16 protein-coding genes and 2 riboswitches are annotated in these 18,860 nt (G+C 51.8%); of the genes, 8 read left to right on the forward strand and 8 right to left on the reverse strand.

Annotation, left to right across the window (positions count from 1 at the left end):
• Window positions 1-25: 25 nt before the first annotated feature.
• Together JMW05_RS02715 and JMW05_RS02720 are read right to left on the reverse strand one after the other, a co-directional pair.
• Entirely contained in the window at window positions 26-643 is a 618-nt protein-coding gene (locus JMW05_RS02715; RefSeq protein WP_201503871.1) for a hypothetical protein, read from the reverse strand.
• A 261-nt stretch (window positions 644-904) separates the two neighbouring features.
• Entirely contained in the window at window positions 905-1,225 is a 321-nt protein-coding gene (locus JMW05_RS02720; protein ID WP_201503872.1) for a YcgL domain-containing protein, read from the reverse strand.
• Between the two features lie 223 nt (window positions 1,226-1,448).
• Window positions 1,449-1,542, forward strand: a riboswitch (glycine riboswitch).
• Between the two features lie 24 nt (window positions 1,543-1,566).
• Window positions 1,567-1,686, forward strand: a riboswitch (glycine riboswitch).
• 83 nt (window positions 1,687-1,769) lie between these two features.
• On the opposite strand from JMW05_RS02720, the gene gcvT reads away from it, so the two are divergent.
• From gcvT to JMW05_RS02745, 5 genes are all read left to right on the forward strand, one after another.
• Window positions 1,770-2,930 (forward strand): glycine cleavage system aminomethyltransferase GcvT, encoded by a 1,161-nt coding sequence (gene gcvT, locus JMW05_RS02725; RefSeq protein WP_201503873.1) that lies wholly within the window; start codon window positions 1,770-1,772, stop codon window positions 2,928-2,930.
• A 135-nt stretch (window positions 2,931-3,065) separates the two neighbouring features.
• Window positions 3,066-3,446, forward strand: a complete 381-nt coding sequence (gene gcvH, locus JMW05_RS02730) for a glycine cleavage system protein GcvH (RefSeq protein ID WP_201503874.1) — start codon at window positions 3,066-3,068, stop codon at window positions 3,444-3,446.
• Window positions 3,447-3,606: 160 nt separating this feature from the next.
• Entirely contained in the window at window positions 3,607-4,350 is a 744-nt protein-coding gene (locus tag JMW05_RS02735; protein WP_201503875.1) for a nitroreductase family protein, read from the forward strand.
• A gap of 95 nt (window positions 4,351-4,445) precedes the next feature.
• Window positions 4,446-7,349, forward strand: coding sequence for an aminomethyl-transferring glycine dehydrogenase (gene gcvP / locus JMW05_RS02740; protein WP_201503876.1), 2,904 nt, complete (start codon window positions 4,446-4,448; stop codon window positions 7,347-7,349).
• A gap of 149 nt (window positions 7,350-7,498) precedes the next feature.
• Window positions 7,499-8,209 (forward strand): alpha/beta fold hydrolase, encoded by a 711-nt coding sequence (locus tag JMW05_RS02745; protein ID WP_201503877.1) that lies wholly within the window; start codon window positions 7,499-7,501, stop codon window positions 8,207-8,209.
• Between the two features lie 148 nt (window positions 8,210-8,357).
• Here the strand turns inward: JMW05_RS02745 and JMW05_RS02750 are convergent, their stop codons facing one another.
• From JMW05_RS02750 to JMW05_RS02765, 4 genes are all read right to left on the reverse strand, one after another.
• A complete protein-coding gene (locus tag JMW05_RS02750) occupies window positions 8,358-9,608 on the reverse strand; it encodes a ribonuclease D (protein ID WP_227691415.1) in 1,251 nt (416 codons plus the stop codon).
• Between the two features lie 104 nt (window positions 9,609-9,712).
• Window positions 9,713-10,306, reverse strand: coding sequence for a recombination mediator RecR (gene recR, locus JMW05_RS02755; RefSeq protein WP_201503878.1), 594 nt, complete (start codon window positions 10,304-10,306; stop codon window positions 9,713-9,715).
• A gap of 326 nt (window positions 10,307-10,632) precedes the next feature.
• The gene (locus JMW05_RS02760) at window positions 10,633-10,962 is read right to left on the reverse strand and encodes a YbaB/EbfC family nucleoid-associated protein (RefSeq protein WP_199508567.1); all 330 of its coding nucleotides are present in this window, start codon (window positions 10,960-10,962) and stop codon (window positions 10,633-10,635) included.
• 101 nt (window positions 10,963-11,063) lie between these two features.
• Window positions 11,064-12,317 carry an O-succinylhomoserine sulfhydrylase gene (locus JMW05_RS02765; protein ID WP_201503879.1) on the reverse strand — a complete coding sequence of 418 codons (1,254 nt, stop codon included), beginning with the start codon at window positions 12,315-12,317 and terminating at the stop codon, window positions 11,064-11,066.
• Between the two features lie 556 nt (window positions 12,318-12,873).
• On the opposite strand from JMW05_RS02765, the gene JMW05_RS02770 reads away from it, so the two are divergent.
• The 3 genes from JMW05_RS02770 (at window position 12,874) to dusA (ending at window position 17,035) form a co-directional block, all read left to right on the forward strand.
• Window positions 12,874-14,523, forward strand: coding sequence for a phospholipase D family protein (locus JMW05_RS02770; protein ID WP_201503880.1), 1,650 nt, complete (start codon window positions 12,874-12,876; stop codon window positions 14,521-14,523).
• A 141-nt stretch (window positions 14,524-14,664) separates the two neighbouring features.
• Window positions 14,665-15,969, forward strand: coding sequence for an MFS transporter (locus tag JMW05_RS02775; RefSeq protein ID WP_201503881.1), 1,305 nt, complete (start codon window positions 14,665-14,667; stop codon window positions 15,967-15,969).
• A 94-nt stretch (window positions 15,970-16,063) separates the two neighbouring features.
• Window positions 16,064-17,035 carry a tRNA dihydrouridine(20/20a) synthase DusA gene (gene dusA, locus JMW05_RS02780; RefSeq protein ID WP_201503882.1) on the forward strand — a complete coding sequence of 324 codons (972 nt, stop codon included), beginning with the start codon at window positions 16,064-16,066 and terminating at the stop codon, window positions 17,033-17,035.
• A gap of 85 nt (window positions 17,036-17,120) precedes the next feature.
• On the opposite strand, the gene JMW05_RS02785 is transcribed toward dusA, so the two are convergent.
• A complete protein-coding gene (locus tag JMW05_RS02785; protein WP_227691416.1) occupies window positions 17,121-17,885 on the reverse strand; it encodes a CPBP family intramembrane glutamic endopeptidase in 765 nt (254 codons plus the stop codon).
• A gap of 77 nt (window positions 17,886-17,962) precedes the next feature.
• Window positions 17,963-18,859: an alpha/beta fold hydrolase gene (locus JMW05_RS02790; RefSeq protein WP_201503883.1), complete on the reverse strand. Its 897-nt coding sequence runs from the start codon at window positions 18,857-18,859 to the stop codon at window positions 17,963-17,965.
• Window position 18,860: the final 1 nt, after the last annotated feature.

Here is an 18,860-nt window from a genome sequence, read left to right on the forward strand (position 1 = left end):
TTTAATCATCAAAGTTATCAGCTGCTTACTTGTCCGCGCCCTTTGCCTTGGCTTTTACTTTGTCTTTGGCGCTGCTGTCTTTGATAAGATTAACCTCAGATTTTGGCGTTTTTTCTAGCACCGCTGGCACATCGTCTGGTTTTTCTGCGATATAGTTGCCGCCTGCAAACTGCATATTGGCGACCGTGTCATCTTCGGTGCGGCGGCGCGCAGCGTCCATACTGACGGCGAACACACCGCGTATCAGCTGCCAGATAAAGCCCATAAACAGCCCGACCACGAACACCACGAGCACAGGCACCGCATTGCTAATAGCAGCAGGGATGTCTTTCATCAGTACGGCGTAGACCACGCTGATGCTGGCAGGCGCCATGCTGCTTGGGTCTTCTAGGGCGTAGCCTGGGGTAAATAAAATCGCAAAAATCCCCACCCATGTGATGCCGCCCAATGGACGCGGCAATACGCGCGCGACCAATATCCACAGCACCAGTACCACAATCGAGCCACCAATGTAAGCGTACATTGGCAAGTCGGCAGGCGGTACGTCTTTGACCATCTGACTCCACCAAATCACAATCTCGCCGAGAATGTCACTGAAGGTATCGAGTGGCAAACTTTGTATAATACTTTTTAACCAATCCATGCGGGGTAAGCTACCTGAATATGTAAGTCGCGTGCGCTAGAAAAATATGGTCATCGGTCATCCAAGCTAAAAAACCACGCCACCAACACGCGCCCTACCTTACCAGTAGGTCACCTATTGCGGCAGTGCTCAGATATACCGACAGCTACTCATATACGATAAACCGCTAGTTTATCACGACTTTAGCGCAAAAAGCATACGCACTATGTAATACACCGCGCGACTTGCCCACCAAAACTTGGCGGCGCGTGGTCTGGCGCGTTAGTGATATTTGCTGTCTTGCATCTCAAGGGCGCGCAATTTGGCTTGTTTGAGCATCACATCGGCAGGCGGCATCTGTACGTAATAGCCTTGTGATTCGAGCTTTTCGAGCACTTCGGCTTTGTCCACGCGTGCCAGCCTTTCGGTGGCATCAAGGTCAAGGTGCATGACAAATTTGCTGGTGCCGAGGCTTGCACGAAAGTCCTTGGGCAAGACCGACAGCCAATCACGCACCGTCTCGGTATCGTCTGGATAATCAGGTCGCGCAATGTAGACGTACATGTCGTCGTGTTTGGAAAATTTATAAATATCGCAGTGCATACATCACCCTTATGTCATCAAAAAAGTCTATTGGTTATGGCGCTAAGCCTAGCACAGTTTGGCTATCAACCTAAAAGCCGTCAGACAAAAAAGTACCAAAAACCGCGCCTAAGCCCTCAAGCCCGCCAGCAGCGCACGACCCCGCACCTGTAGCACGCATGATGCTGCCCTAAAATTAATCGCGCGTATGCCTTGTAAAAGCGTTAGTAACCTTTCATAATAAAGTCCTTATTCAGGAGAGCGCACGCCCATGTTGCGTGCCACCGAAGGCGCATCCACCCTGCCAATCGCTCAGGTACAAGGACTGAATAACACATGCCTTAATGGTCATACGACCACGGCATAACAAATCTGGAGAGCGGTAAGTACGGACGACGGCTTACCCACCGAAGGGGAGAAAACGCCAGCGCTGCACCATGCTGGACGTTGAAAATCTCAGGTCACAGGACAGATAGGGCTATACGACCAGTATTGATGACTGGTTTGGCTTTATTGACGTTCTTCTCCACTATTTATGACGCTTTTGCCGTCTTTAGGATTTGTTATGACCGACACCACCCAAGCCGCAGACGCCCCACAAAAAACCCCACTGTATCAAGCGCATATCGATAGCGACGGCAAAATCGTTGACTTCTCAGGCTGGCTATTGCCCATCCATTATGGCTCGCAAATTGACGAGCACGAAGCGGTACGCACGGACGCTGGGATGTTTGACGTCTCACACATGGTTGTCGTCGACGTGACAGGCAACGACAGCAAAGCATGGCTACAAAAGCTGCTCGCCAATGATGTCAATAAACTCAAAAAAGTCGGTAAGGCGCTGTATTCTGCCATGCTAAATGAGCAAGGCGGCGTGATTGATGACCTTATTGTTTACTTAATGAACGAAGAAGAAACCGCTTACCGCATCGTCTCAAACGCCGCGACCCGCGCAAAAGATTTGGCGCAGTTTGGGCGCGTTGCCGAAGGCTTTGACGTCACCATTACCGAGCGTCCTGAGCTGGCGATGCTTGCGATTCAAGGACCAAACGCGATTGCTAAATTATCTGATGCCAAGCCTGCTTGGGCGGACACCTTAGCGGGTCTAAAGCCATTCGTTGGTGCAGACTTGACCGAGATTGAAGGCGATGATTGGTTCGTCGCCCGTACAGGCTACACAGGTGAAGACGGCGTTGAAGTAATTTTGCACGCTGATGACGCGCCCGCCTTTTTTAACCTATTAAAAGAGCATGGCATCCAGCCAGCGGGACTTGGCGCACGCGATACCTTGCGCATGGAAGCGGGTATGAACCTTTACGGTCATGACATGGATGAGACCATCAATCCGTATGCTTGCGGTATGAGCTGGACATTGGCACTCAAAGACGAGCGCGACTTTGTCGGTCGTCCTGCCCTACTTGCCAGCAAACAAGCCGATGATAATACGTTGATGAAGCAAGTCGGTCTGCTGCTAGAGACGCGCGGTGTACTGCGTGAAGGCATGAGCGTTACTATCAATCAAGGTACGGACAAGGAAGCGACAGGCATCATCACCAGTGGCACCTTCTCACCCACCCTAAAACAATCTATCGCTATTGCGCGCGTGCCCGCCAGCCTCACCGATGGCGACAGCGTCCAAGTCGATTTGCGCGGTAAAGGCAAATATGTGGACGTGCGCGTGCTTAATTTGCCGTTTGTGCGTCATGGCAAGGCACAATTTGACTGATTGCGGCATTGTCGTCTTGACGTCATCGAATGAATAGTATGAGATAAGCCCTGTGCAATGTCTGCTAACATTGCCCACGCTCATCCATATATGATGCGTATTTTTTATTGTTAACTATCCTTAGAGGAGCTTTTTATGAGCAACATTCCTGCCGAATTAAAATACGTTGCCAGCCACGAGTGGCTACGCCTAGAAGACGACGGTACCATCACTGTGGGCATCACTGACCACGCTCAAGACTTGCTGGGCGATGTGGTGTTCGTTGAGCTGCCAGAAGTCGGCGACACGGTCGCGGTCGATGACGAAATCGCCGTTGTTGAGTCGGTCAAGGCTGCATCAGACGTTTACGCGCCACTATCAGGCGAAATCGTTGCTATCAATGACAACCTAGAAGACGAGCCAGAAATCATCAACTCTGACCCGTACGGCGATGGCTGGTTCTTTAAAATCAAGCCGCTAAACGCTGATGACTATGATGAGCTGTTAAGCGCTGAAGACTACCAAAACGAGCTATAAGCGATGGCGTTTCCGTTTTAAAAACAGCTAAATACTCATTGATTTACAGGTACTAAGGCACGCTTGGTATCTGTCCTCATTTTTACCTTTTGGCACTTTTATACGTGCGTACCCTTTTATTTTTATATGTGTTTCAGACGCTTCGGCTTAGGAGTCATTGATGGGCAATCAAGAGCAAACCAGCACCATAGATACCCCGCATTTAGACAGCTTTCGTGCGGTGGTCGAGTCGCGCCGTTCGGTACGCCGTTTTACCGACACGCCCATTCCTGATGATGTGTTGCGTGAGTGTTTGCGCCTTGCCATGCTCGCGCCCAACTCCAGCAACTTGCAGCCGTGGGAATTTTTTGTCATCGACAGCCCCAACATTCGCGCCAAAGCGGTAGACAACTGCATGCGCCAAAATGCGGCAAAGACCGCAGCGCGCCTAATCGCTATTGTTGCGCGTACTGACAACTGGCACGAGCACGCCAAACAAGTGCTGCGCGAATATCCGCTGTCGCCTGTCCCCAAAAAAGTCAAAGACTATTACGGTCGCTTGATTCCGCTGGAGTTCGTACGCGGTCCTGTCAATGTGCTGTCCCTTGCCAAATGGGGCGTGACGCAAACGCACCGCCAGCTCAAAGGTCCGATTAAGTCGCCGTATTATACCCTTGAAGACATTAAGCAATGGGCGACCAACAATACCGCGCTGGCTGCCGAAAACCTAATCTTGGCACTACGCGCGCACGGTTTTGACAGCTGCGCGATGGGCGGCTTTGATGAGCCTGCTATGAAAGATCTCTTAAGTCTTGGCGAGCACCAGCATATTGTGATGATGCTCGCGGCAGGAGAGCGCGCCGATAAAGGCATCTATCACCCGCAGTTTCGCTTTGCCCAAGAGCAATTTGTCCATTATGTTTAGCCCCGCATGATATTAAGCCAAGCGAAGCACTAAGCTTGGCGCAATGATTTATTTTTTGTGTCACCCCTCGTAAAGACTTTTAGTTAAGGATTGTCATGACTCTATCCCAACGCCCGACCTTTGCTACGTTCCAAGGCTTGTTTAACGATGCCGAATTTGTCTACCGCCATCTTGGTTCAAACGATGAGATGCAGCAAGAAATGCTGTCTGCGATTGGCTACGATGATATGGACAGCTTTATCAATGACACTGTGCCTGAGCCTGTTCGTTTGCATAAAGATTTAAACTTGCCAAAAGCCATCAGTGAACACGCCGCCCTTGCCAAACTGCGCGGCATGGCGGACAACATCACGGTCAATAAAAGCTATATCGGTCAAGGCTACTCGCCCGTGCGTATGCCTGCGGTCATTCAGCGCAATGTGCTCGAAAATCCAGGCTGGTACACCGCGTACACGCCGTATCAAGCAGAGATTTCACAAGGTCGTCTAGAGGCGCTATTAAACTTCCAGCAGGTGTGTATTGACCTCACAGGATTGGAACTGGCTGGTGCGTCATTACTTGACGAAGCTACCGCCGCTGCCGAAGCGATGGCGATGTCAAAGCGCGTAAGCAAAAGCAAATCGAACGCCTTTTTTGTCGATGAGCGCGTGTACCCACAGACGCTCGACGTCATCAAGACACGTGCCAAATACTTTGGCTGGGATGTGGTGGTCGGTGATTTTGACACCGCAACATCAGGCGATTACTTTGGCGCGCTGTTCCAATACGTGGGTAAAGAAGGTGATGTTAAAGACTTGACCGACGTTATCAGCGCGGTAAAAGCCAATAAGACCTATACCACCGTCGTAAGCGACATCATGAGCCTTGTGTTGCTCAAGTCACCTGCCGAGATGGGCGCGGACATTGCGCTTGGCAGCACCCAGCGCTTTGGTATCCCCATGGGCTTTGGTGGTCCACACGCCGCCTACTTTGCCTTTAGCGATAAGGCAAAACGCTCGGCCCCTGGTCGTATCATCGGCGTATCAAAAGACGCCGAGGGCAACACCGCCCTACGCATGGCGCTACAGACCCGCGAGCAGCACATCCGCCGCGAAAAAGCCAACTCCAACATCTGTACCTCACAAGTACTGCTCGCCAACCTTGCAGGTATGTACGCTGTGTATCACGGTCCCAGCGGGCTACAGCGCATCGCCACACGTATCCATGCGCTCGCCAGCGCCTTTGCTAAGGCTATCGACAACACAGCGGGCGACAGCACTGAACTAAAAGTCGTGCATCAGCAGTTCTTTGATACCGTCTTGGTCGATTGCGGCTCAGAAAAGCTCGCTACCCAAATCTTTGATAATGCGGACAACTTAGGCTACAACCTCTGGCGCATTAGCGACAGCAAAATCGCGGTATCCTTTAGCGAAACCAGCGACAGCGAAGACTTTGCAGTCTTAACCCAGCTGTTTACCAATAAAGCGCAAGACTTGCCCACTGACGCTACTTTGTCACTGGACAGCGCGCATTTGCGTACCGATGACATCTTGACCCATCCTGTGTTTAACTCGCACCACACCGAGCACGAGATGCTGCGCTACTTAAAATCGCTTGAGGACAAAGACCTTGCGATGAACCGCAGTATGATTTCACTTGGCAGCTGCACCATGAAGCTCAACGCCACCAGCGAGATGCTGCCGATTACGTGGGATGAGTTTGCCAATGTGCATCCGTTTGCCCCGCGTGACCAAGTCAAAGGCTATATCGAGATGATTGATAGCCTACAAGACCAGCTCAAAGCCATCACAGGCTTCGACGCCGTGTCGATGCAGCCGAACTCTGGTGCGTCAGGTGAATACGCTGGTCTGCTCGCGATTCGCCGCTATCATGAGTCACTGGGCGAGACCGAGCGCGATGTGTGCTTGATTCCAAAATCAGCACACGGCACCAACCCCGCCACCGCGATGATGATGGGCATGCAAGTGGTCGTGGTCAATACCGATGACAATGGTAACGTCGATGTTGATGACCTGACCGCCAAATGTGAAGAGCACAGCGCACGCTTGGGCGCGTTAATGATTACCTATCCATCAACGCACGGCGTGTTTGAAGAAGGCATCCGCCATATTTGTGACCTCATCCACAGTCACGGCGGTCAAGTGTATATGGACGGCGCAAATATGAACGCGCAGGTCGCCATCATGCAGCCAGCGGACGTGGGCGCAGACGTATTGCACATGAACCTACACAAAACCTTCTGCATCCCACACGGCGGCGGCGGCCCTGGCATGGGTCCAATCGGTATGCAAGCGCACCTTGCGCCATTCATGGCGAACCACGTGGTCAGCCCTGTACACAACGCAGAAAAAGACGGCATGGCGGTATCGGCTGCCCCGTATGGCTCGGCGAGCATCTTGCCCATCTCATGGATGTATATCACCATGATGGGTCGCGATGGACTGCTCAAAGCCACCAACCTTGCGCTGCTTAACGCCAACTACGTGGCCAATGCGCTCAAAGACGATTACCCCGTCTTGTATACAGGCAAAAGCGGTCGCGTGGCGCACGAGTGCATCATTGATATCCGTCCGCTGAAAGAGAAAACAGGCTTTAGCGAAACCGACATCGCCAAGCGCTTGATGGATTATGGCTTCCACTCGCCCACTATGAGTTTCCCTGTCGCGGGCACGCTGATGATTGAGCCGACCGAATCTGAGCCAAAAGCTGAGCTTGACCGCTTTATCTCTGCGCTCAAAGCCATCAAAGCCGAAGCGTTAAAAGCGCATAGCGAAACCGATGGCTGGAGCTTGACGGACAATCCGCTGGTCAATGCGCCGCACACTGCATCCATGATTACCAAAGACACGTGGGAACACGCCTACAGCCGCGACGAAGCCGCCTTCCCGCTGCCGTATGTACGCGCGCATAAGTTCTGGCCAAGCGTCGCCCGCATTGATGATGTGTATGGGGATAAGAATCTGATGTGCTCATGCCCAAGTATTGAAAACTATATGTAAGCTTTTGCACATGTAATCATTAAAAGACCATACAAAAGCCCCCAAGTCAGCGCTTGACTTGGGGGCTTTGTTTTTCTTACGCTTAGGCTATCGACTGTTTTTTATTAATACTTTATTCCTTTACCGCTGCCATAAGGACGACAGACGTCATGAGCCTACCCCCTGCCCCAGAAGCCAACCGCGTCATTTTAATTCACGGTCTGCACCAGACCGCGTGGGTCATGCGCCCAATGGCAAAGCGCTTACAAGCGCAAGGCTTTCGTACCCACCAATACGCGTACCGCAGTATGCGCGATGACATCCAGACCAACAGCCGCCGCCTAAACGACTGGCTTACGCAGTATCACGACCCTGAGCAGCCGATTGACCTTGTCGGGCACAGCTTGGGCGGGCTGATTATCCGTGATTTTGTTTATCGGTATCCCAAATGGACAATTGGACGCTGTGTGACGCTCGGTACGCCGCATGTGGGCAGCACCTGCGCCGCTTACGTCAAGCGCCTGACGCCTGTGATGATGGGACGCGCTTATCAAGGGGCACTCGATGGCTGCGTGCCTGAATTGCCCGCGCACATCACGCTTGGGGTGATTGCAGGGGACAAGCCTTACGGCATCGGTCAGCTGTTTTTGGAGTACCACAATCGCAAGCTGCGCCGTAGTGGCAAACCCTTACCGCTCGGCGAGCGTGCACATGATGGCACGGTGTATGTGAGTGAAACCAAAATTGAAGGCGCGTGCGACCATTTGGTATTGCCTGTGACGCACACAGGAATGCTGGTCAATCCTGAGGTGGCGCGGCAGACGCTGCACTTTTTGCAGCATGGGGAATTTAATCACGCCAAACGGGCGCAGCCTTTATAAAAGGTCGGACAATCAGCGAAATATAGCTGATTGCTTATAGAAGTAGCATAACGAGATTGACCCCTAGTTTTTGCAGCCTCTGGAGATGAAGTCACAGCAAGCAAAAAAACAGGGGTCAATCGGAATATATTGCGCAAATATAATGTTACTAAGCCAAGCCCATGCCTTGCTTTAGCTCTGCTTGGTGGGTTTTGATTAACGGAATCAGCGTGTCTGTGACCCACGATTGACGCCAGCCTTGCAAGCCCTCAGGCAGCGCCTTGGTATCGTCCTCTTTATCTAATGCCACGACTTCATATAAATCGTTTAGCCATTTTTTACGCATAAGGACATTTTTGGGCACGCCAATTTCTGCGGCATGCTGATTGACCGCCTTTTGTACCGCATTGCTCAAAGTTTTGTTTTTTGAACGATATGGCGGCAGCGGACTTGCTGGCTGCTCGGCGGGGTGGCTGTCTTTTGCTGCTTTGATGACCGCGAGTAGCTCGTCACCGTACAGACGTATCACGTGCCGATGTATGGTGGTCTTGTGCATCAGCTCACGAATGGTCTTGGGCTGCATCTCCACGATTTCGCGCATGGCTTGTTTTTTGATGATAAAAGTGCGCGGCTGATTGGTGGCACGTGCCAAGGCTTCGCGCCACGCCGCCACATCACGCAAGATGGTCATCTGAATGGGATTGTAGCGAAAGTCCGCCATGCTGTGATACATCTGGTCATCGTCCAGATGCTGCGCGCCATGCAGCTCACGCGCATACAGCTGACAGTCTTCCCACACCGCGTCCGTCAGCCCTTGCGCTGCCAAACAGGTCTGTAAACGCTCGTATAAAGGTATTAAGTAGCGCACATCAGCAATCGCGTAGCGCTCTTGCTCATCAGACAGTGGGCGCTGTAGCCAATCGGACTGGCTCTGCTCTTTGTCGATATGGATGTCTAGCACATCACTGATGGCCTTCTGATAGCCAATTTGCAAATCACCTGTCAAATACGACAGCGCAATTTGGGTATCAAAGATATTGTCCAGCGCAGGACAACCTGATAAGAGATAAAAAATCCCCAAATCCTCGCCGCACGCGTGCCACACCGCAACCGACACCTTACCGAGTATTTGCCACAGCGCATCTAGGCGCAATGTGGGCGCATCGAGCAAGTAGATGTGCGTGCCTGTATTCACCTGCACGAGTGCCAAGCGCGGATAATAGGTATCGCGCTTGATAAACTCGGTGTCAAGTGCCACCACCTGCGCGTTTTCAACGGCGCTCAGCACAGCGTCCAAATCGGTCTGCGCAGACACCCACGTGACAGGCAGCGTATCGGCAGCCGCCACGACGGATGACGTATCGGGCGCGCGCAGCGCCTCATAAACAGAAGGTAGCGGGGTAGAAGACGACTCAGACACGGGCAGATACCTGCAGTAATGATAAAGATAATAAAAAAGGCGCTCAGTATAACAGCATCGCTAGTCGCGATGACAGCAAGATGACACAGATAAGCCGCTACGCGCTATAAAAAAGCGCGGTTTTGTAGCGCTTGCCCAAGCGTCATACTGTCCAAATACTCAAGCTCACCGCCCATCGGTACGCCCTGCGCCAGACGCGAGATTTTTTGTACATGACGGCTGACTGCTTCACTGATAAAGTGCGCGGTGGTTTGCCCCTCAACCGTCGTGCCTGTTGCGAGTATCAGCTCGGCAATCGGCTCTTGCTGTACGCGGCGCACCAGCTGCTCAATGTGCAAGTCATCGGCGCTGATGCCATCGATGGGTGACAGATGCCCACCCAGCACAAAATAGCGCCCCTGATAGCCTGCGGTCTGCTCAATCGCCATCACATCCGCCGCCGTCTCGACCACGCACAACACGCTATCATCACGGCGCGGGTCTTGGCACAGTGGACACACTGCCTCATCACTAAAGCTGTGGCAGCGCTGACACTCAACGATACCGCGCATCGCCTCATCAAGCGCGGCGGCGAGCGCCATACCTTGCGGGCGTTTTTTGCTCAGTAAATGCAGCGCCATACGTTGGGCGCTCTTTTGTCCCACCCCTGGCAGGATACGCAGCTGTTGTACCAGTGCGTCAAACTTGGCTGTAAGCAAAGCGACTTCCTTTATCTGTTGATCGTATCGGTAACGTGCGGTCGGTTATGTGCCTGATGGTTAACCAGACGATTGCCCTAAATGATGGACCATTATCAAAGTATTATTCAGGCATCAATAACAAAACCTACCCATAAAAATGGGGTCGCATCCTATGGATAACAACCCCAAATCCGCGCAGCCAACCCCTTTATTACACGGGAAATATTAGTCTGCGTCTTACTACTTATAGCGCCAAACCTAAATAAAAACGACAGCTTGTGAGCAACCTGCTCGACCAAACGGTATCGCTTTATACCACATGCTTATAGGCGTCGCCGAATTGCTTAGAACAAGCCTTGCATGCCTGGTGGCAAGCCCATGCCAGAGGTCGCGCCCGCCATGGTCTCTTCATACAGCTCGTCCGCTTGACGTACCGCATCGTTAATTGCTGCGGCAATCAAGTCTTCAATCATGTCAGGCTCGTCTTCAAGTAGGCTTGGGTCGATGCTTAAGCGCTTGACCACATGGCGACCTGTCATGGTGACTTTGACCAGACCGCTGCCCGCTTCTGCGTGGACTTCTTTATTTGCCAATTCTTTTTTTGCCGATTCGACATTGGCTTCGACTTTCTTTTGCATGTTTTGTGCTTGTTGCATCAATGCTTGAATGTTCATAACTGCCTCGAGTGCTGGTGAATAAGGGAATACCTAAAAACTAAATTTGTTGTAATCGTGAGCATCATAACGATGCGCTGGCGCTGATTATACCGCCATCTTTATAAACTGTCTAAACCACGCGCCAAATCTTTGATGATGTCATCGGCGTCCTCTAGCCCGACCGATAGGCGAATTAAGCCGTCTTTGACGCCCGCTTCTGCACGCGCTTCTGGCGTTAAGCGAAAATGCGTGGTGGTCGCAGGATGGGTGATGGTGGTTTTGGCATCGCCAAGATTGTTGGTGATAGATATCATGCGCGTGTTGTCAATCACGTGCCACGCAGCGGCTTTTTCGTCTTTATCTGCCGAGGCTTTGACCTCAAAGCCCATAATCGCGCCGTAGCTGTCTTTTAGGTGGTGCTGCGCTTGCGCCAATGCGTGCGCGGGATGGTCTGTAAGCCCTGAAAAATGCACTTTGCTGACCTGCGGATGCGCGTCCAAAAATGCCGCCACTTGGTTGGCATTGTGGCAATGCGCCTGCATACGCAATTTGAGCGTCTCAAGTCCTTTGGTAAACACCCATGCGTTAAACGGACTCATGCTGATACCGCCGGTGCGCACCACGGCAAAGGCTTCTTGCATCAAGGCATCACTACCGACCAATGCGCCGCCAAGCACACGTCCTTGACCATCCAGATACTTGGTCGCTGAGTGAATGACCACATCGGCGCCCAGCTCTAGCGGACGCTGCAAGGCTGGCGTGGCAAAGCAGTTGTCCACGACCAATAAAATCTCATTGTCGCGGGCGATTTTGCTGAGCGCTTTGATGTCGCAAATTTGCGCTAACGGATTGCTTGGGCTTTCGCAATACATGACCTTGGTGTTTGGCTGTACGGCATTCGCCCACGCGTCATTGTCAAAGCAATCGACATAGCTGACTTCGATGCCAAGCTTTGCCATGTAGTTGTTAAACAGACCAATTGATGAGCCAAACAACTGATTGGCGGCGAGCAGATGGTCGCCTGCTTTTAGATACGCGAGACACATGGTCAAAATCGCGCCCATGCCTGAGGCGGTCGCTACCGCACGCTCACCGTTTTCGAGCGCAGCAAGACGACGCTCAAAGGTGCGTACGCTTGGGTTGGTGTGGCGTGAGTAGACGTTGCCCGTCTTACCGCCGTCAAAATGTGCGGCGGCATCGGCGGCAGACTCGTACACATAAGAGCTGGTGGTAAAAATCGGCTCGGCGTGCTCGCCCTCATCGGTGCGGTGCTGACCTGCACGCACAGCGATGGTTTGCATGCCGTAATCTAGGCTCAAATCTAGGGCATCATCACGCCAGTTGGCATCGAGGTTTGCAGTGTTTTGACTCATAAGGTATCCATTATTGTTGTGGGTCGGTGTCTTATCGCAGTGGCAGCGCTGAGGCGATGGCGTAGCGTTACGCCTTTTGTCTTTTACTTTTTTGCTGCGTCTTATACACTGCCGCGCATGGCTCACTATCATAGCACGCCCGCCACCGAGGCGCAGCTGTCGGTTTTACCGCGCTTGAGGGAGCGTTTTTTATAGGTATATGCTTGATTTTTTGGTTCTTTTTAGTATATTTACGCCTGTAAAAAATTCGCTCACAGACGTTGCGCGCTTTGATAATGCAGCAAAACAAACGACGCGATGCACCCGCATTGCCCATGCTACGTCGTGTTTTTACAATTCTCGCTGCCAAGTGGTGGGTTTGATAACAGTCTGATACATACCAAAAATAGATAACCCATTATCATAAAACTTAATATTTTTGTTATCGTCATCGTGATGCCGCATAATACACGCCTATATTGCCAATCATCAGGTAATCGGCGGCATCATTCGTGCAGTGATATCAGCGCTATTTATCAGACTTGTTTTGGCTCAGCATACTTAAGGTACACCCGTTATGTCGATGTTTCAGATAGACCCAAGCCATTTATTGCTGATACTCGTTTTGGTATTGCTGGTGCCGCTTAGCGCATGCCAGAGCTTGCCTAAAGAGCCACATTTGACAAAGAGTCAGAATTTATCGACGCGTATTAACGCTTTGTACCAAAAATCAGACGATTCATCAGCCAATACTGACAGCAGCCAAAGTGTTTCTACGGAGGCGACCGATTTGGTCGCCGCCATCAGTGAGCAAAACGAAGTCCACCCTGAGCTGTCAGGCTATCACCCAATCGTCACTGGGGCGAATGCCTTTGCCGCGCGCAGTATTTTGACGGGCATGGCGACCCGCACCATTGATGTACAGTACTATATTTGGCACGACGACCAAGCTGGACAGCTACTCTTAAAAGACTTGTGGGAAGCCGCGGAGCGCGGGGTGATTGTGCGCTTGTTGGTCGATGACTTTAACAGTAGCCCTGAATTGGACCAGCAGCTGCTGCGCTTTTCGAGTCATCCTAACATTGCCGTTCGTATCATCAACCCGCTCATGCACCGCAAGTTTCAGGCATTGAACTTTGTCACAGGCTTGCCGCGCATCAATCGGCGCATGCACAACAAAAGCATGATTTTTGATAAGCAAATCACCATCATCGGTGGGCGCAATATCGGCAACGAATACATGAGCAATGACCAAAAAAGTCAGTTCGCTGACCTTGATGTCTTGCTGATTGGTAAAGTGGTCGGCGATATTGACAACAGCTTTGTCGATTACTGGTCATCAAACTTATCTTTTGATGTCGAAACACTGGTCAAGCCAAAAGACGAGCAGCCGACCGACTTTATCGCAGGCTTGGACAAGCTCAACAATGACAATCTAGAGCAGCGCCAAAGCAGCCTATCGGTGTACAAGTCGGCGATTGAAGACTCGACCATCGACACCGACCTTATCACCAAACGCATTCCTTTTCGCTGGACGGACATGCAGTTTTTAAGTGACGACGTCAATAAGCTGAGCAAAACCGCGCCGACCGAGAGCAATCTGGTGCATCAGCTGCGCACCCTACTCGGTCGCCCCTCCGACAAGCTGACCATCATCTCTTCTTACTTTGTGCCCACCAAAAACGGCGTTGAAACTTTGGTACAGCTCGCCGAATCAGGCATTGATATTAAGATTTTGACCAATTCATTCGACGCCACCGATGTGACCGCCGTGCATTCAGGCTATAGCCAGTGGCGACCCAAGTTGCTCAAGGCTGGTATCAAAATCTATGAGCTAAAATCTACCGCCAGTGATGACAAGCGCGACAACAAGCTGTGGAAAGCGCGTAGCCAATCCTCAACCAGCCTGCACGCCAAGACCTTTGCCGTCGATGACCATCAGGTCTTTATCGGCTCATACAACGTAGACCCCCGCTCCGCCAATATCAATACCGAGATGGGCGTGATTATCAATGACGATGAGCTGGCGCGTCAGCTGCACAAGGCATTGAGCGATGACTTATTAAACCAAGCCTATGAAGTCAAGATGACCGATACAGGGGCGCTTGAGTGGCACACCCTAGAGGACGATCAGCCTGTGGTCTACGACAGCGAGCCACGCGTGGACTTTACCGACCATGTTTGGCTGACCATCATGTCGTGGTTGCCTATTGATTGGCTGTTATAGGTAGCAGCAAGCGGGCTGTGGTGGTAGTAGGTGCGCCAGCACAGCCCTCACAATGAGAACGTCTGCATACTGCATGAGGTTCATTTGTTTTTTTTCTTGTGGTAGCGGTTGTCTGCCACGTGATTCATAAGTGTGTTATTTATGCCCAATCGTTCTCCGTACGCCATGATGTCGGTGCAAGATAAGAATATGGTCGCTTTCACCTGCGCCTGTAGTGCCATATTGTTTTTTGATTTTTTGATTTACCTGTATTTGGCGGACGTCATCTCGACCACGGTATTTTCAGCCGATGTGGATAAGCACTTTTCACAGATACAAAGCTTGGGACTGTTTGCGGCGGGTTATTTGGCGCGTCCTTTGGGCGGTATTTTCTTTGGGCGCTTTGGCGATACGCTCGGTCGGCGACCGATTTTTATTGCCACGCTGATGGTCACCGCAGGCACGATGTTTGCGATGGCGCTGATGCCAACGTACGCTGAATGGGGCATTGCAGCACCGATTTTGTTCATTACTTTACGCTTGATACAAGGTATGGCCTTTGGGGTGTTTGTGCCTTTGTCGTGGATATTCGTCTCTGAGCATCTGCCGCGCCAGTATCTGACAGTGGGCTGTAGCTATGTGACGGCAAGCTTTTTGCTCGGCGTGCTGTTTTCAAACGCCTTTTTTAGTTGGTTGACCGATACCATGAGTCCTGAGCAGCTGGTGTCTTACGGCTGGCGACTGCCGTTTATGATTGCGGCGTTGTTCAGCTGTTTGCCACTCTTAGGCTGGCGCTATATCAAAGAGTCGCCTTATTTTTTGAACATGCAAAAAACCATGCCCAACAATTATGAGCCGCGCCCCATCAGGATGCTGTTCACGCAGTGCAGACAAGCGATATTCGTGACGATGATGCTCACTTTGGTGACTTCCAGCGTCACCTTAGTGGTGGTCTTAATCATGCCTGAGCTGGCGATTGTCAACTTTCCCGTTGATGGCGACTTGTTTAACTTTTCGCACAGCTTGGGGCTGGTATTTATGATGATTGGCTGTGTGTTTTATGGCGTTATCTCCAGTAACAGCAACTTTGGCAAGATATTGATGATTGGCTGCTTGGTACTGATTTTGCAGATTTTTGCATTTTTCTATCAGATGCAGGCAGGCGGTGATTACTTGCTGATTATGTATGCGCTGCTTGGCTTTTCTGCGGGCATTATCGGTATGGTGCCTGCCGTCTTTGTTAAGCTGTTTTCGACCAACGTCCGCCTAACGGGTCTGTCGATTGCTTACAATGTGATGTACGCCTTTGTCGGCGGGGTGATGCCCTTTGTCATCAGTCATTTTACAGACACGGTCAGCTTTTCAGCAGCGCTGTATACCGCCTTTATTTGTGTGATTGGTATCATCATGGGATTGTATTTTTATCATTTGCCTGAGTTTAAGCGTATTGACCACGTCATGCGCTAGGGACTGACCAACGATTTCATGGACTTGGCTGCATTTATCAGCAAAACCTTTTACAATAAGCGCCCTGATTGGCAGCAAACAAGGCAACACAGCAATGATGGATATGACCCAAAAACGCCTATCGGTCGCACCGATGATCGACTGGACGACGACCGATTATCGTTATTTTGCGCGGCTCTTTAACCCGCATGTCTATCTGTACACCGAGATGATCAGCACAGGGGCGCTGCTGTTTGGCAATCGTGAGCGTCATTTGCGCTTTGATGCCCTTGAGCACCCGCTGGTGTTGCAGCTTGGCGGCGCTGATGCAGACGAGATGATGAAATGCACCGTCATTGCGCAAGAATACGGCTATGATGAGGTCAATATCAATGTCGGCTGCCCCTCAGACCGCGTGCAGCACAATAAGATTGGTGCGTGCCTGATGGCAGAGCCTGAGACAGTAGCAAAGGCGTTTGCCGCGATGCAAGCAGCTGTTGATATTCCCGTGACGGTCAAGCACCGTATCGGTATTGATGATTTTGACAGTTACGAGTTTATGCATCAGTTCGTGGAGACGGTCGCCGCCGCAGGCTGTGAGCGCTTTATTGTCCATGCGCGCACTGCGTGGCTACAAGGGCTGAGTCCCAAACAAAACCGCGAAATCCCGCCGCTGCGCTACGAGGATGTGTACCGTCTTAAGCAAGACTTCCCCAGCCTTCATATTGAGATTAATGGCGGGGTGGCGACGGTTGAGGATATCGAGCAGCATTTAGCGCATGTCGATGGGGTGATGATTGGGCGCGCGTTTTATCACAACCCGTATTTGCTCGCTGAAGCCAATCGCCTATGGGGCACGCCTGCCCCGACCCGCGCGCAGGTACTTGAGGCGCTGTATCCGTATCTAGAGCAACAAGTAGCAAAAGGCGAAGCGCTACCGACCATGACGCGTCACTACTTGGGACTGTTTCAAGGGCTGACTGGCGCGCGCAAATGGCGACAGGCATTAAGTGGCAAACCGCAGCTGACCTTGGACGACATTCAACGCGCCGCCGATGAGGTATTGGCATTGAACCCTGAGGCTTAACTTTAAAGTTTGATAGTTAATCAAAGAAAAGCGCGCTCGGTGGTGACTGAGCGCGCTTTTTTTAGCTAGCAAACAACAGTACGCGTTAAGGCATTTGACTGACAAACTGCCACATCGCCACCCCATTATTGACCATATGCAAAATGATGGGCAGTAGCAAAGAGCCTGAGCGAAAGCGCGCATAGGCGAATAACAACGCCAAAACCACAAGCGAGCCAAGCTCATACCAGCCATATTGCAAATGAATCCCCGCAAACAGCACACTGGTCAACACGCTAGCGACGAGTGCGCCGCGATTGGGGTGCGTGCTTGACGCAAACTGTTCGGCAATCGCTGACCACAGCAGACCGCGAAACACCAGCTCTTCGTATATCGGCGCGACAATGACCACCACCACGACCAGCAGCCAGACATTGCTGACCGACTGATAAAGGACATCCATAAACAGCATGGGGTCTTGATCAAGCACATACGTCAGCGCCTGACTGACCAAAGAATACGCCAGCCACAATCCAAGCATGCCAAGCGTCATCCGCCACGTTATCGGTCGTAGTGCCAGATAGTCCTTTGCCGATGCCCCATGCCAGCGTATCAAGGCGATGCTGAGCGCGCTTAACACCACCGCGCTAAACAGCACCGACCAGCTCACAATCGTGCCGTCACTACCCCCGCGCGCTAAAATATCCAGCGCGCTTAGCGTCTGAGCCTCTGGCAGCAAAGCAAAACCTGCAATATACACCCCCAACAGCTGGGTAAATAAAAACAGCAGTAACATACCGATGACGATGACCACCACAGCCAGACGTGAGAATACAGGGGGTTGGGCTACTGCCGTGCTAGAGACACGCATAAGACACTCGATACATCAGTTATGATTCATATAAGCCAGCCGTGGGGGCTGACGGGCTTTATCACCAGCCATCACGGCTAAGCGTTGTCTTTATTCAGCTGCGCGGCGATGATGGACAACACCTTGTCCGCCACTGCGTCAGGGTGCTCAAGCGGGAACATGTGCCCGCCGACATGCACCTCATAATCAATGCCCAAACGCTCATGCACTTGCTGCGGAAAGCGGCGCTTTAAAAATAGGCTCTCTTCGCCGATAACGAGGGTTAAAGGCGGCTTTGGGGCGCGATTGGGCTTGAGCCAATACCATGAGGGGTTGGTACGAAACACAGCAACCTCGACCTCTTTGGGAATTGCCAACGTCACCTTGCCATCGGCGCGCGCGTCAAGACCATGCTCGATATAGCCCTGAAAACTGCGCTCGTCAAAGTCTTTAAAAAATCTTTTGTTGCGCAGCTTGTCATACGCCTCTTCGCGGCTGTCCCACACATCGCGGCGATGCTTAGACGTGCCTGCAGGGGACAGCTTGTCCATAAAGCGATGGTTCATCAGCGGCAGCTTGTCCGTCACTTTTGCCACATGCCACAGCAGGCTGGTCTTGCCATATATCCACGGCGGGTCGAGCAGCACCGCTTGCGCCACTTGCTCAGGCGCTTTATACAGTGCTTGCAGGGTACAGAGCGCCCCAAGCGAATGCCCAAGCGCCACCACCTGCGTCACGCCATGCTTTTCACGCGCGCGCGCGATGCTGTCCACGACCTGCTGGGTCAAGCGCTGCCAGTGATTGTCTACAGGATAGTTTGGGTGCGTGCCCAAGCGCTCGATATATTCAATGGTAAAAAAAGGCTCAAGCTTGGCAAACAGCGGCGCATAAACGGCGCTTGGCATGCCATTGGCGTGAGCAAAGTGCAACACAGGCTTGCCCGTCAAAATAGAGACAGGCAACTGCTCAAGACTGAGCGCGGATAAGGTATTCATA

The organism is Psychrobacter aestuarii (assembly GCF_904846035.1).
In the GTDB taxonomy this organism is placed as follows: domain Bacteria; phylum Pseudomonadota; class Gammaproteobacteria; order Pseudomonadales; family Moraxellaceae; genus Psychrobacter; species Psychrobacter aestuarii.

Coding starts and splice junctions, on each gene's coding strand:
- JMW05_RS02715 (WP_201503871.1), bottom strand. CDS start 643: ATGGATTGGTTAAAAAGTATTATACAAAGTTTGCCACTCGATACCTTC.
- JMW05_RS02720 (WP_201503872.1), bottom strand. CDS start 1,225: ATGCACTGCGATATTTATAAATTTTCCAAACACGACGACATGTACGTC.
- gcvT (WP_201503873.1), top strand. CDS start 1,770: ATGACCGACACCACCCAAGCCGCAGACGCCCCACAAAAAACCCCACTG.
- gcvH (WP_201503874.1), top strand. CDS start 3,066: ATGAGCAACATTCCTGCCGAATTAAAATACGTTGCCAGCCACGAGTGG.
- JMW05_RS02735 (WP_201503875.1), top strand. CDS start 3,607: ATGGGCAATCAAGAGCAAACCAGCACCATAGATACCCCGCATTTAGAC.
- gcvP (WP_201503876.1), top strand. CDS start 4,446: ATGACTCTATCCCAACGCCCGACCTTTGCTACGTTCCAAGGCTTGTTT.
- JMW05_RS02745 (WP_201503877.1), top strand. CDS start 7,499: ATGAGCCTACCCCCTGCCCCAGAAGCCAACCGCGTCATTTTAATTCAC.
- JMW05_RS02760 (WP_199508567.1), bottom strand. CDS start 10,962: ATGAACATTCAAGCATTGATGCAACAAGCACAAAACATGCAAAAGAAA.
- JMW05_RS02765 (WP_201503879.1), bottom strand. CDS start 12,317: ATGAGTCAAAACACTGCAAACCTCGATGCCAACTGGCGTGATGATGCC.
- JMW05_RS02770 (WP_201503880.1), top strand. CDS start 12,874: ATGTCGATGTTTCAGATAGACCCAAGCCATTTATTGCTGATACTCGTT.
- JMW05_RS02775 (WP_201503881.1), top strand. CDS start 14,665: ATGCCCAATCGTTCTCCGTACGCCATGATGTCGGTGCAAGATAAGAAT.
- dusA (WP_201503882.1), top strand. CDS start 16,064: ATGATGGATATGACCCAAAAACGCCTATCGGTCGCACCGATGATCGAC.
- JMW05_RS02785 (WP_227691416.1), bottom strand. CDS start 17,885: ATGCGTGTCTCTAGCACGGCAGTAGCCCAACCCCCTGTATTCTCACGT.
- JMW05_RS02790 (WP_201503883.1), bottom strand. CDS start 18,859: ATGAATACCTTATCCGCGCTCAGTCTTGAGCAGTTGCCTGTCTCTATT.